Here is a 13129-nt window from a genome sequence, read left to right as displayed (position 1 = left end):
CGCAACTTCAATGCAAAAACATCTTCTCATCACATCCGCGATAAACCCAAAAGGTTTATGCTCAAACGGCAAGGCCGTGCTACAATAGGCCGCTCTCGCGGCCTTTGTCGCTTCTAAGGTGACGCGATAAGCCCCAAGCGGACTTACGCTGGTAACGCGGGGTGGAGCAGCCCGGTAGCTCGTCAGGCTCATAACCTGAAGGCCGCAGGTTCAAATCCTGCCCCCGCAACCAATTCTCCCATAAATCAATCAATGTAATCATTTGAACGACGCCGAAGGGCGCGCCACGGCAGGCCGTATACAGACCGCTGCACTACGGTCATGATCCCGGCAATAGCTCAAAACCTCACCGCCTGGGAATTGGCAGTGCAAACCAATCTGCGCCCGCGAGAGATCAGAGATCTTTCTCGGCGTTTGCTGGAACCGCGCCTCCCAGTTGGCTAAACACGGAAAACCAGAACCGATATTCGGCATCTTCGGCTTCGCAATAGGCAGAGAAGGCACACCATGCGGCGGCGGTGACGGCGGCCGGACCGAACAGATCAATGATGAGTTCTGTCATCGCCTGCGGCGTAATATCCTCCAGGATCGTAGTATCGGCCTGACGAAAGTCGCCCGGCAGGGCTAGCCTACCGCATCGGGCAATTGCCGCCGTTCGTTTATCAGGTCTCGTTGCGTGAGCATTCTCCCTGGTCTCCATATTTCTCATGCTCCCGTGGCTGCGTGAACAGGTTTCGCGATCCGCATGGAATAGTAGCTGCCGTGCTGGCGAGGGTAGGGGCCCTCATGGTCACCGCCCGGCATCAGCGAATCTGGATGTACGACACGTTCGATACGGACCATGTCATGGAGCGCCGAGCGGATCTGCGGCCAGGGAAAATCCGAACTGTCTTCCCAGGTTTCGCCTTCCCGCAGAACGACATCAAGTTTGGCCGCGATACCAGCGATCGTCATGGCGGGCGTGCCGATCATCGCATCGGCCAATGCCTCCTCACGCTCGACAGCCTTTGCCTTATGTCCTTTGACAGCGGACCAGCCAATCTCTTCATCGGCCGCATTCCAGCGGGCGCGATGAGCCGCAAGCTCCGATTCGGCCGCGATAAGGATATGTGCCGTAGGGGGATCATTGCCGAGGAGTTCGCGAATCTGCTCCAACGAGAAGACAGAGAGACGTTCCATGTCGTTTGGGATTTCAACAAATGCGCAGGGATATCCAATATCCTGAGCCAGTTTGAACTCCAGCTTCTGCTCCTTGCGGGCAAGTGCTTCAACCTCCAGGCATGCCGCCTTCCATTCGAGCCACAGCGCCAAAGCGGGATCGAGGGAGGGCAGTTCCATCTCCGGTCCTGCCGTTCCGGCCTCCGCCGTATCGCTGCGGAACGGCCATGCAGCGGTCGCCGCTAAGGTGCCGGTCATCAGCGTCCTGCGTGTGACGGATGGACAGAATCGTGTATTGTCGGTATCAGCCATGATCCGAGCTTCCAGAAGCTTAGGTTGTGGTTACACAACTGAACGCGCCGCAACGCTTTCAGTTGCCAAGCGAGTTAGTTCGAATAAATCGTATCATTGGTACGATATTGTAGTTGAAGTGCCTGGTCAAGAGAAATCGTATCACTGTTACGAAATGAATGCTATTCAATGCAAAATGGCGCGAGTAGCGCTCGGTTGGGGAACCCGTGATTTGGCTGAAAATGCCAATATCTCGCCGGATACTGTTGCTCGTTTGGAGCGCGGGGAGCAATTGAAGGATTCGACGATAGCAGCAATCCGTGCCGTGTTTGAAGCTGCCGGCGTGGAATTCATCCCAGAGAATGGCGGCGGCGTTGGTGTTCGGCTAGCGAAGCGGACTAAGCCCTTGTAAGCATTGGCAGTAAAGCACGTTGCCAAATCCCCTCGGTTGATCCGCTTGGTGAACAGGTAGAGCCGTTTCTATCTCAAAACAGGATCTTCATGATCGACGCTCGTCTGCCTCGGAAGGCGAACAGATGGCCCGAGAACGGCCCCTGTTTCAGCACCTGCTGCACCAGCATAGCGAGCCCCTCGAGACCCATCCGCATGTCGGTGTAGCCCAACGCCAGATGAACCTTTACGCCGGCCGGAACGAACATCATGGCGCAATCGGCGACATCGTGCTCACGCCCGGCCAGAAGCGGGGCGAGGTGTACGCTACTTTACGCGGCGAGCTGCTAGGCATTCTCGACTTCGTCAGGAGCGCGGAGGAAAGTCGACTTCCTGACGAAGCTATGCCTGCGGTAGCAGTACGCCCCGCAACCAAAAATCTCCCTCAAAATAGATATCCAAAGACGCCAGATGAGCTGGTGATGGTAGCTCCCCGTCCTACCGACCATGACCGCAAGGCCGCAGGTTCAATACTCAGCAATCCCAAAGACCCGGAAAACGCCAGTTGGAGTCGAGAACGCGACGGTACGCCGCGTCCCCTGGACAACATCGCGGGAGCAAGCTTGCTTGAGAGCAAGGGCTGGTTCGCTACAAGCATTCGCCACAGTCGGCTGTCGCTCGATCCGAAATACAGACTGCTTATGCAATGCAGCGAGTGTTGACCACCGGTGAGGGGGAGGTGCTTGACGGAGAGGTTGCTGTCTAATAATAAACAGAGTACGCGCTTTATTAAAGAAGGTATCCATGCGGACTCTCGATCCTGACAAGCATGCCCTGCAACTGGAGGCCATTCTGGAGGCTGCCAAGACGTGCTTTGCCCGTACCGGGTTTCATAAGACCAGCACAGAGGCGATTTGCAGCGAGGCCGGCGTGAGTTCCGGCAAGCTGTTCCATTATTTTCCGAGCAAGAAGGCGATCATTCTAGCCGTTGTCCACGAGCAGACGCGTCAGTTGGGCGACTATATTGGCGACCTGCTTCAGCGCGAGGATTTGTCGACCGCGCTTTTGGAATGTCTCGATGTCATCCTGCTCCTGGCCGGAAACACAACCGAGAGGCGGTTGATACTGGAGATTGCCGCCGAGGCTACACGAGACGGCGACGTCGCGGCGCTGAATACGGCCGGCGACCGTCTGCTCGCGGATGGGCTGACTGCAATCTTACGCGGTGCAGCCATGCGGGGGCAGGTCAGCCTGATCATACCGCTTGAGCATGCTGTTCGGTTCCTCATGATCGTGATCGACGGGATTCTCTATAGAGCGTCGATCGATGCCGGATTCGATCCTGCCAAAGAGCGCGCCTCGCTGCTGACCACCATCCGCAGCGCTCTTGGCATTGTGGAGGGAGACCCCGATGCGTGACCGCGATCGCATTGCCAATATCGATGCGTTGCGCGGCTTTGCTCTGTTCGGGATCTTGCTGGTCAACATCCTCGCGTTTTCCTCGGTATATTATGGCACCGGCATTCATACGGCCGATGGGTGGTCGTCTCTGGATGTGGTGCTGGCCTTCCTGATCTCGGCTATCTTCGAGCTCAAATTCTACCTGCTCTTCTCCTTTCTATTCGGCTACAGCGTCACCCTTCAGATGCAATCTGCCCAGAAGGCTGAGGTCGCCTTCCTGCCGCGCATGCTGCGCCGGCAGGCGGGATTGTTCCTGATCGGCGCGGCTCATGCGCTGGTTCTGTTTCACGGAGACATCCTGACCACCTATGCCGTTCTCGGCCTACTGCTGCTGGCTTTGAGGGATGTTCGTCGCGGATTGAAGATTCGTCTGGCCGCCGCTTTCGTCGTGGCGACCGCAGCACTTTGGTTCGCTTTCGCATTTCTTCAATGGAGCGCGCCGGACCGGGACGATAGCGCATTGGTAGTGGACCACGCGCAGATGGCACTCGCGGCCTATCGCGGGACACCCATTGCCATCATGGGGCAGCACAGGGAGGACATAGCATCGTTCCTGCCGATGCTATTGCTGCTGCAAGCTCCTTGCGCGTTGGCCATGTTCCTTATCGGCTTCGTGTTCGGACAGCAGAAACTGCTGCAGAACCGCGATCTCTATCGGCCATATCTCGGCCGCGCGGTCTGTTGGGGATTGACGGTCGGACTGCCGGGCGGCGTCGCCTATGCTTGCGCCACGCAGTTTGCTCCGGGCACGTCGCTAGAGACGGCAGGCGTAGCCGTCTCCGTCCTCACGTCACCGTTCCTGACCGCCGCCATCATTGCTGCCATGTTGATGGCGCTGGACTCCGGTTGGATAGGTATTTACCGCGATTATCTGGCGAGCGCCGGACGTATGGCGCTGTCGAACTATCTCATGCAGTCCGCTGTCTGCGCCTTGATCTTCCACGGCTATGGTTTCGGATTGATCGGCGAACTCTCTTTCACCGCGACATTGATGGTTGCGGCCATCCTTTTCGGTGCCCAGCTTGTCAGCAGTCGCTGGTGGCTGCGGCGTTTCAACTATGGACCGGTGGAGTGGCTTCTTCGTGCCGTGACCATAGGTCATTGGCCACGCTGGGATTCGAGCGGAAGCAGCAACATCTGAAGGAATGCGTGCCGTCGAAGCGATCCGCATCTTACCCCCTGGGGTAGCGTACCTCGCATCCACAAGACAACATCGCCTGTCTGGGTTCCAGACGGGCGATGTTGATCCCTGGCTAAATCCGACTGAGAGGATCAGCTTCTTGGCTTGAGGTTCTCTGCATCGTAGAGCGGCTTATAGCCCACGCTGACGACTTCGACCGGGTATGTCTCGCCGAAATACTCCACATTGAGTTTGCGGCCTTCCCGCGCATAGGACCACGGGAGGTAGGCAAGCGCGATGTTCTTGCCGATGGTGGGGCCATAGGCGATCGACGTGGTAAAGGAGCGGCGGCCGAGTTCGTCGACCAGCGTTTCGCCGGTTTCGGGATCCATGACCGGGAGAATGCCGACAGGGTAGCGGGCCACGCCGTTTGCGTCGATATTGTCAGTCACGACGAGCGTGCAGAGCATGGCCGGCTGGTGCTCGCGGGCGCGATATTCGAGATGCTTGGCCTTGCCGCGGAAATCGGCCTCTTTGACCTTCGGGCGGGCGAGATCTGCTTCGAGCAGATTATATTCCGTCAGCAGGTCGGCATTCTGCAGGCGCAGGCTCTTTTCCATGCGGCGGCTATTGGCATAGGTTTCGACGCCGACGGCGATTGCGCCCGTCGAACGCAGCGCGTCCCAGACGGCCAGCGCGTCGCCATAGGCCATGTGCAGTTCCCAGCCCTGTTCGCCGACATAGGAGATACGGAATGCCGTGACGGTCTTGCCGGCGATGCGGATCTGCTTGATCGCGGCGAAGGGGAAGTTCTCGTGAGAGAGGTTTTCCGGATTTTCGACCACTTTCTGCAGGTTGATGCGGGCATTCGGCCCCCAAATGCCGATCGTCACATAGCGTTCGGTGACGTCGGTGATGGTGACGTCGAAACCCTTGTCCTCTGCAACACGGCGCATGTAGTGGAAATCGCGCGGACCGGCATCGGCGCCGTCGATCAGACGGCAGCGGTCGGCCATGCGGATGACTGTGAAATCGGCCCGCACCATGCCCTCATCATCGAGGAAGTGGGTGTAGATGCCCTTGCCGATATTGGCATCGCCGCCGATTTTTGCGGCGCAGAGCCATTCCAGCAGCTCGACATGGTCAGGGCCTTCGATGTCGTACATGGCGAAATGCGAGAGGTTGATGATGCCGCAATCTTCGCTGAGCGCCAGGTGCTCGGCGTTGGAGACGCGCCAGAAATGGCGGTTGTCCCATTCGTTTGCACGCACCGGGATGCGATGGCCGTATTTTTCCAGCAGGTGCTCGTTTGCGGCGTAACCGTGCGCACGCTCCCAGCCGCCGAGTTCCATGAAGTAGCCGCCGAGCTCTTTTTCCCGCTCATAGAAGGGCGAGCGGCGGACATTGCGGCCGGTCGCATAGGGTTCGCGCGGATGGACGGCGGGATTGTAGATCTTCTGGGCAGCCTCGGTGCAGCGGCCTTCGATGAATTTCTCTTCCAGCATATGCGGGTAGAAGCGGGAATAATCGATCCGGTTGTGGTCGATCGGCGTGCGGCCGTCGGTCATCCAGTCGGCGACGAGTTTGCCGAAGCCGGGGCCATCCTTCACCCAGATGGCGACGCAATACCAGAGACCGCGGACCTTCTGGCTTTCGCCGACCGATGGGCCGCCATCGGTGGTGACCTGTAGAAGACCGTTGAAGGAATGACCTTCATTGTAGCCGAGTTCGCCGAGGATCGGCGTCAGTTCCATGGCGCGCTCGAGCGGCTCGATGATCTGCTCCATGTCGAGATCGCGCTGCGACGGCGAGAGGCGGGCTTCGTGCTTCTCAAGGAGATCGCGGGGGTGGCAGAGGCGCGGGTTCTTCTCTTCGTAATAACCCCATTCGATCTGGCCACCTTCGGCGGTCTTCGGGTCGCCGGTGTCGCGCATATAGGCGGAGTTACCCTGGTCGCGCATCAGCGGGAAGCCGATTTCCTTGCCCGTGTTGGCAAACTCGTTGTACGGGCCGAAGAAGGTCAGTGGGTGGTCGACCGGCATGACCGGCAGGTCCTCGCCGACCATTTCGGCGATCAGGCGCCCCCAGAGGCCGGCGCAGACGATGACGTATTCGGCCTCGATGGTACCGCGGTGGGTGACGACGCCGGAGATGCGGCCGTCCTTGACGATCAGGGATTGGGCGGGCGTATTGGCGAAGGAGAGGAGCTTGCCACTCTTTTCGCCCTCATCGATCAGCTTGCCGGCAACGGTTTGCGAACGGGGAATGACGAGGCCGGCATCCGGATCCCACATGCCGCCCTGCACCATGCTTTCCTCGATCAGCGGGAATTTTTCCTTGATCTCGGCTGCGTCGACCAGGCTCACGCGCGTGCCGAAGGCCTTGCCCGAGGTAACCTTGCGCTTGATTTCCGCCATGCGGTCATCATCGCCGACGCGGGCGACTTCCAGGCCCCCGACGCGGGCATAGTGGCCGAGCTTATCGTAGAAATCGATCGAGTAGAGTGTCGTCCAGCAGGAGAGAAAATCGTGGCTGGTGGTGTAACAGAAGTCGGAGGCATGGGCTGTCGAGCCGATATCCGTCGGGATGCCGGATTTGTCGATACCGACAATATCGTCCCAGCCGCGCTCGATCAGATGATGGGCGATCGATGCACCGACGATGCCGCCAAGCCCGATGATTACGACCTTCGCCTTTTGAGGAAATACTGCCATTGCGTGCGACCCTGATTGATACTGGAGACGGATTTTATGATGTGTGCGACGCCGACCAGAGCCTGTCTACGACATATTCAAGATGTTTGCACGACGACCGGCGGGTCGCTGCGATCGAGAAGCCGCGATTTCACTGCAATGGGCGCCTCTTCGCCATGTCGCAAAGGCGACGGCATGTTTCCCCACCTAGGCCCGTGACTCTATTGTGGGATGGATTGCATCATGACTTCGCGGCGCAGGATCGGGCCTTCATTGCCGAAGTAAGTCGTCAGCATCTTCGTGAAATCGTCCGATTGATAGAGATCGGTCAGTGTCTGATCAACGAGCAGGCGGAAGGCCGAGTCATCCTGCCGGAGCACGATGCCATAGGGTTCGTGCGTAAAGAGGCGATTGCCGATGGCAAGCGTCGACGGATTGCGGGCATGGGCTGCGAGATCGAAGAGCAGGGCGCGATCGGCGAAATAGGCGTCAATCTTGCGGCTCTCAAGCGCGGCCAAACCGTCCTGATGTGTCGCAAAATCCTCAATGCGCGTCTTCGGCACATCGGAGCCAAGGGCTTCGCGTAGCGTTGCGCCGGTGGTGGTGTCGGAGCGCACGCCGATCGTGCTCTTGGCCGGCGCCTGCTTGCTGGAGGCGAGGGTCGGACGCTTGTCGAGGAAAAGCACCATCAGATAGTCGGGCGAATCCTTGCGCAGAAGGGCGCTCGCGCCGGTGAGGAAGATCGGCTGCGAGAAGTCGACGCTCTGGCGTCTGGCAAGATTGATGGTCAAAGCACCGCATAGAAGGTCGATCCGGCCGTCCTTCACGGCGTTGAAACCATCCGCCAGGGTCGTCTCGACATAATCACGCTTCAGGTCGGGAACCTTGTGGCCGACGGCATCGGCGATCTTGCCGCAGAGATCAACGGCATAGCCCGTTGGATTGCCTTCCTTGTCCTTGAAGGAGAATGGCGCCTCGTCATTGATATAGCCGATACGGATGACGCTCTTTTGCGCGATAAGATCCAGCGTTTGGGCGGCCATAGCTGCATAGGCAGAGAGGCCCAGAGCAACGCCTGCCATAATCAATCGTCTCATGCAGTTCGCCAGCATGGTTTTGATCTCCGGAAATCTGTTGGCGATCTCAAAGGCTTGGGCGCAGATTATGGCCTGGTTGACTTTTGTCAACGATGGATTGTCCAAGGCCCTCGCGTCGTCGCACAAAGGTGGTGAAAGCCACCTTGGTTCCCATGGCATGCTTTTGCCTTTGAATTACTCCCGCATTCCGGATGGGAAATCGATGCACTCTTTGTTGCGAACTGCTTCAATCGTGTTGCTGCAGTTGAAAGAGATGCTTGATGCGCGAGGTCAGTGAGCTGGCGGGAGCACCGTTGACCAACATATTGCTGTTTGCGAACAGATGGCGCTCAGCCTCGATGCGTTTGGCCATGATGGCGCCAAGCTCTTCCGCAAGGGCCGGCCTGTCGTGCAGGAGCGGCGAAAGACAGTCTTCGCCGATCTCATAGATGACGACAAAGGTGAGCGCGCGGACCGTGCCGACCTCACCTGTTCCCATCAGCAGGCCGTTCTCGCCAAAGTAGTCGCCGGGGGCGAGCCTGGTCAGTTCGATCTGCCGATGTCCTTCGCGCCGGGTGATGCTGACGACACCAGAGCGGACGATCGTCAGCGCGCGAAGCTTGGCATCCTGTTCGGCAATGATCGCATCCTTGCGATAGGTGCGACGCTGCATGTGAGAGGCCAGATGCTCCTTCTCGTCTTCGGTCAGCGACGAGAAGAGCGGGATGTTGCTGAGCAGACGCCACGGCGTGCTAGGGGCATGTTGCTGTTCGCCTGACGGCTCCGTCTTGTGCTCCGCCGGGAGCGTGATCGTCCCGGGCGGGCCGGCGAGTTTCAAGCCCGCAGCTTTCGAGTGGCGGTAGAGAAGATCGAAGATCTCGTTCTTTGCCACCGTCGCCTGCGATATGTCGCGCACGCGGCAGGAGAGCTGCAGTTCGATGGCCTGTCCATCGATCGAATTGATTGACACACTCGGTTCCGGTGTCTTCTCGATGGAATTGCAACTAATCAGGACGTTCTGCATCAGATCCGCAACGATGCGGGGCTGCGTGGTCGGCTGGATGCGGACGGTGACATTAATCCCATGGCTTTCGTCGGGCGAGGAGAGGTTGGTGAGCCGCGTCTTGGCAAGAACGCTGTTCGGGATGACGACGAGATCGTTTGTGCCGCTCAGCAACTGCGTCGCGCGCCAGTTGGTCTCGACCACACGGCCTTGGATATCATTGTCGAGGACGATCCAGTCACCAACCGAATAGGGCCGGCCGAGATTAAGCGCAATGCCGGAGAAGACGTCGCTCAATGTACTCTGCAGGGCAAGACCGAGAATGATGGCGAAGACGCCCGACGTGGCGATCAGCGTGCCGATTGGGACGCTGAAGACGTCGCCGACGATGGAGAGGATCGCGCCGAGATAAATGATGCCGACGATCAGATCCTGCAGTAGCCGGCCCTCGCGGGGTTTGCGTTCGAAGATCAGGAACAGGCGCACGAAGGCGATCAGCACCCAGGCGCCGTTGATCCACCAGATGATCTTGGCAAAGCCCGTGAAGGTGCGCAGCGTCACCGAGTTTTCCGGCGGGCTCGGCTCATAGGGGATGATGCCGTGATAGAGCAGGAGCACGGTCAGCGAGGCGAAGAAGATGAGCTGGCCAATCAGGCGCCCGGCACGCTGATGGCGCAGCATGATGCGGCTGACGAATGTGCCGATGACGACCAGGATGCAGAACTGGACGATCGGATCACCAAGAAGCGCAAGGGTCATGGGGGACTTGGCCGCACTCAGTCTTTCGGATGGCTCTAACTTGGCACGAAAGAGGCCGTAACGCCATATGCGGACGAACTGGCCAATTTCGTCTTTCGCGAGGCTGCGCCCAAGGTCGCTGCCGTCGCGATCTCGTTGTTTTGGCCTTGATAATTAGATGACGTTTATCATCTTACATCTGTCGCCCCATCCTGCTATCTGCATTTGCGAGCGCACTTTCCGTGCTTCGACATCATCAAGGAACATCCATGACACAGTCTTTTGTGATTAACGGCGATTTGCTGATCGGCGCGGATTCGACCGGCGACAACAGAACCGCGCGTGCCATCAATCCGGCAACCGGCGCCAATCTGGAACCTGCCTTTGCGATTGCCAGCGAGACGGAAGTGGCAAGGGCCTGTGAACTGGCCGCCCAGGCATTTGACACCTATCGCGCCACCAGCCCGGAGCAGCGCGCGGCTTTCCTGGAAGCGATTGCCGACAGCATTATGGACATTGGCGATGCGCTGATCGAGCGGGCGACGCAGGAAACCGGCCTGCCGGTCGCACGCCTGCAGGGTGAGCGTGCCCGTACGGTCGGCCAGCTTCGGCTGTTTGCGCAGGTTGTCCGCGCCGGTGAGTGGCTCGATCTGCGTATCGATCCGGCATTGCCGGAGCGCAAACCGCTGCCGCGTGCCGATCTGCGCCTACGCCAGATCCCGCTCGGTCCTGTCGCCGTTTTCGGCGCGAGCAATTTCCCGCTCGCCTTCTCGGTTGCCGGCGGTGATACGGCGTCGGCGCTTGCCGCCGGCTGCCCGGTCGTCGTCAAGGGCCATCTTGCCCATCCGGGCACGGGCGAGCTGGTGGGACGCGCCATCCGCGCTGCCGTTGCCGCATGTGGTATCCCGGAGGGCACGTTCTCGCTGCTGACCGGCGCCAACGAGACCGGTGCTGCACTGGTGCGCGATCCTCGAATCAAGGCTGTGGGCTTCACCGGCTCGCGCGGCGGTGGCATGGCACTTGGCGCTATCGCGGCGGCTCGTCCGGAGCCGATTCCGGTCTATGCCGAGATGAGCAGCGTCAACCCGGTCTTCCTCTTCCCGGCCGCGCTTGCCGCGCGCGCCGAGGCGATCGGCATGGGTTTCATCGACTCGCTCACACTTGGCGCCGGTCAGTTCTGCACCAATCCGGGTCTGCTCTTTGCCATCGAGAGCCCCGATCTCGACCGCTTCGTCCAGGCAGCCGGCGATGCCCTGAGCGGCCGTGCGCCGGCCCCGATGCTGACGCCAGGCATTCACGCTGCCTTCGATAAGGGCGTTGCTGCTCTGGCGGATCATGAGGCGGTGAAGACCGTCGCTCATGGCGCGCCGGCCGAAGGCGTCAACCGTAGCCCCGGCATCTTCTTCGAGACCGATGTGGAGCAGTTCCTGGCGGATGAACGCTTGGGGCACGAGGTTTTCGGCTCCGCCAGCCTTCTGGTCCGCTGCAAGGACATCGACCAGATGATCGCGGTTGCGGAAAAGCTCGAGGGGCAGCTGACGGCGACTTTGCAGATCGACGCGGATGATTATGCCACGGCCGCCAAGCTGGTGCCGGTTTTGGAGCGCAAGGTCGGGCGCATTCTCGCCAATGGCTGGCCGACCGGCGTTGAAGTCAGCCACGCCATGGTGCATGGCGGGCCTTTCCCGGCAACCTCGGATAGCCGCACGACCTCGGTCGGCACGCTCGCCATCCGTCGTTTCCTGCGTCCGGTCTCCTATCAGGATCTGCCGGAAGGCTTGCTGCCTTCGGAGCTTCGCAACGAGGGCGTCAAGTCGCTGCCGCATCTGCTGGATGGTGTGCGCAAGGCATATTGAACGCCGGAAAGCCCGTCATCCGGCCTATCGGCCCCTTCTCCCCCGCTCGCGGGGAGAAGGGGGTAGCCGCCCCTGCAGCCTTCCATTCAGCTACCTGTTGGACGAGAGTACAGATGGGTCCCTCTCCCGTCAGAACGGGGAGAGGGCTAGGGTGAGGGGCAATTCCACGACTTGAAGCCGGTTGGAAACCTCAAACCTCCGCGTAAACAATCCCTGTGAATGAGCCGGCATGGTGCAGCAGTTCGCGCTCGCCAGAGCCGTCCAGGCTCGCGGAATAGAGATTGCCGCCGATGTCGGTGAAGAACATGCGGTTGTTGGGCAGATCGAGCGAGAGGCCGATGCCTTCGTCCAGGCCTTCGAGAACGACTTCCGACGTTGCCGAGATATCGTCCATCTCGGCGCGGTTGACGGTGTTTCCGCGCGGGAGATTGCCGCGATCGGTCCAGTAGATCGTGCGGGTGGCAAGACCCAGCTCGAGATCGATCGGCTCCGGTAGCTTGTCGAGCAGGACCTCGATATCGCTGCGGTTTGTGGCGGTTTCGCCAGCGGGGATATTGATGCCGGCACGGAAGATGCGGCCGAGGCCGGCATCCGGCGGTCCCTTCTGGGTCCAGTAGATCTGGCCGAGCGGCAGGTCGAGGGCGATGCCGACGCACCAGCGTTCGATATCGGCGCTGTCTTCGGGGCACTCGCCATTCTGCACGAGGGTTTCGATGTCGCTACCGTCGATATTGGCGCGCATGACGCGCATGCCCTCGCGGTCGCACCAATAGAGCTTGCCGTTGTCGCGGTCGAGCTGGATCTGTTTCGGCGTAACCAGCGTGCTGCCGGGCGGGATCAGGGTGATATGGTTGCCGCCGTCGAGGTCCATGCGTTCGATCGAGCCGTCATGGGCATTGTAGTCATTGCCCATTTCCGTCCAGTAGATCCAGCCATTTTCGCTGTCGACGAGAATGCCGTCCGGGCTGCGGCCCGGACGCTGGACGATGAGCTTGAGATCGGTGCCGTCGACGGCGGAGGAGAGAATGCGTCCATCCTCGATATCGAGGAAGAACAGTCTTTCGATCTTGTCGGCGGAGGTGGCAGGCGTCCGTGCTTCTGCTTCTGACATGAGAGCATCCTTTCGAGAGGGCGGATCTGCGGATCACAGCGCGGCAATCATGGCACTTGATGATGACAGCTTCATTCGCTGCTGCGATCAGGCGAGCATCTGCTGCACCGCAGCAAATTTCAAGAGGCGAGACGCCGCAGCCCAGTGGAGCCCGTCAAATAATTGTCATTGCTCTGATATAAATCCCCATCATTTTCAGGGGCTATTTCAATCGAGGCTGAAGTCCGAAGCC

12 protein-coding genes and 1 tRNA gene are annotated in these 13129 nt (G+C 59.7%); 6 read left to right on the top strand and 7 right to left on the bottom strand.

The genetic code is table 11. The features are described from left to right. Positions 1 to 155: 155 nt before the first annotated feature. Positions 156 to 232: transfer RNA gene (locus QD461_RS26065), tRNA-Met, on the top strand. Positions 233 to 394: 162 nt separating this feature from the next. Here the strand turns inward: QD461_RS26065 and QD461_RS26060 are convergent. Continuing rightward, positions 395 to 700 carry a hypothetical protein gene (locus QD461_RS26060; protein WP_414090235.1) on the bottom strand — a complete coding sequence of 102 codons (306 nt, stop codon included), beginning with the start codon at positions 698 to 700 and terminating at the stop codon, positions 395 to 397. 5 nt (positions 701 to 705) lie between these two features. Continuing rightward, entirely contained in the window at positions 706 to 1470 is a 765-nt protein-coding gene (locus QD461_RS26055; protein ID WP_414090234.1) for a hypothetical protein, read from the bottom strand. 154 nt (positions 1471 to 1624) lie between these two features. Between QD461_RS26055 and QD461_RS26050 the strand changes: the two genes are divergently transcribed. Continuing rightward, on the top strand, positions 1625 to 1861 hold the full coding sequence (locus QD461_RS26050; RefSeq protein WP_414090241.1) for a helix-turn-helix domain-containing protein: 237 nt from the start codon (positions 1625 to 1627) through the stop codon (positions 1859 to 1861). 73 nt (positions 1862 to 1934) lie between these two features. Here QD461_RS26050 and tnpB read toward each other — a convergent pair whose 3' ends face one another. Then, positions 1935 to 2111 (bottom strand): IS66 family insertion sequence element accessory protein TnpB, encoded by a 177-nt coding sequence (gene tnpB / locus QD461_RS26045; protein WP_414090233.1) that lies wholly within the window; start codon positions 2109 to 2111, stop codon positions 1935 to 1937. A gap of 532 nt (positions 2112 to 2643) precedes the next feature. On the opposite strand from tnpB, the gene QD461_RS26040 reads away from it, so the two are divergent. Further along, positions 2644 to 3258: a TetR/AcrR family transcriptional regulator gene (locus QD461_RS26040; protein ID WP_414090232.1), complete on the top strand. Its 615-nt coding sequence runs from the start codon at positions 2644 to 2646 to the stop codon at positions 3256 to 3258. Continuing rightward, positions 3251 to 4441, top strand: a complete 1191-nt coding sequence (locus QD461_RS26035; protein WP_414090231.1) for a DUF418 domain-containing protein — start codon at positions 3251 to 3253, stop codon at positions 4439 to 4441. Before QD461_RS26040 ends, QD461_RS26035 begins: the two co-directional genes overlap by 8 nt. Before the next feature lie 131 nt (positions 4442 to 4572). Here QD461_RS26035 and QD461_RS26030 read toward each other — a convergent pair whose 3' ends face one another. Together QD461_RS26030 and QD461_RS26025 are read right to left on the bottom strand one after the other, a co-directional pair. Continuing rightward, positions 4573 to 7134 (bottom strand): GcvT family protein, encoded by a 2562-nt coding sequence (locus QD461_RS26030; RefSeq protein WP_414090230.1) that lies wholly within the window; start codon positions 7132 to 7134, stop codon positions 4573 to 4575. A 200-nt stretch (positions 7135 to 7334) separates the two neighbouring features. Continuing rightward, entirely contained in the window at positions 7335 to 8225 is an 891-nt protein-coding gene (locus QD461_RS26025; RefSeq protein WP_414090229.1) for an amino acid ABC transporter substrate-binding protein, read from the bottom strand. Here QD461_RS26025 and QD461_RS26020 point away from each other — a divergent pair. Beyond that, positions 8209 to 8487 (top strand): hypothetical protein, encoded by a 279-nt coding sequence (locus QD461_RS26020; RefSeq protein WP_414090242.1) that lies wholly within the window; start codon positions 8209 to 8211, stop codon positions 8485 to 8487. The genes QD461_RS26025 and QD461_RS26020 overlap by 17 nt on opposite strands. On the opposite strand, the gene QD461_RS26015 is transcribed toward QD461_RS26020, so the two are convergent. After that, positions 8437 to 9951, bottom strand: coding sequence for a mechanosensitive ion channel family protein (locus tag QD461_RS26015; RefSeq protein WP_414090228.1), 1515 nt, complete (start codon positions 9949 to 9951; stop codon positions 8437 to 8439). The two genes, QD461_RS26020 and QD461_RS26015, sit on opposite strands and share 51 nt — an antisense overlap. Positions 9952 to 10199: 248 nt before the next feature. On the opposite strand from QD461_RS26015, the gene QD461_RS26010 reads away from it, so the two are divergent. Continuing rightward, positions 10200 to 11786, top strand: a complete 1587-nt coding sequence (locus QD461_RS26010; protein ID WP_414090227.1) for an aldehyde dehydrogenase (NADP(+)) — start codon at positions 10200 to 10202, stop codon at positions 11784 to 11786. 190 nt (positions 11787 to 11976) lie between these two features. Here QD461_RS26010 and QD461_RS26005 read toward each other — a convergent pair whose 3' ends face one another. Then, complete coding sequence (locus tag QD461_RS26005) at positions 11977 to 12897, bottom strand: YncE family protein (protein ID WP_414090226.1); 921 nt, start codon at positions 12895 to 12897, stop codon at positions 11977 to 11979. Positions 12898 to 13129: the final 232 nt, after the last annotated feature.

It is taken from the genome of Rhizobium sp. BR 314, assembly GCF_047445805.1.
Lineage (GTDB): Bacteria > Pseudomonadota > Alphaproteobacteria > Rhizobiales > Rhizobiaceae > Rhizobium > Rhizobium lusitanum_B.
The sequence above is the reverse complement of the archived record's forward strand: the minus strand, read 5'-3'. Positions and strand labels throughout refer to the sequence as shown.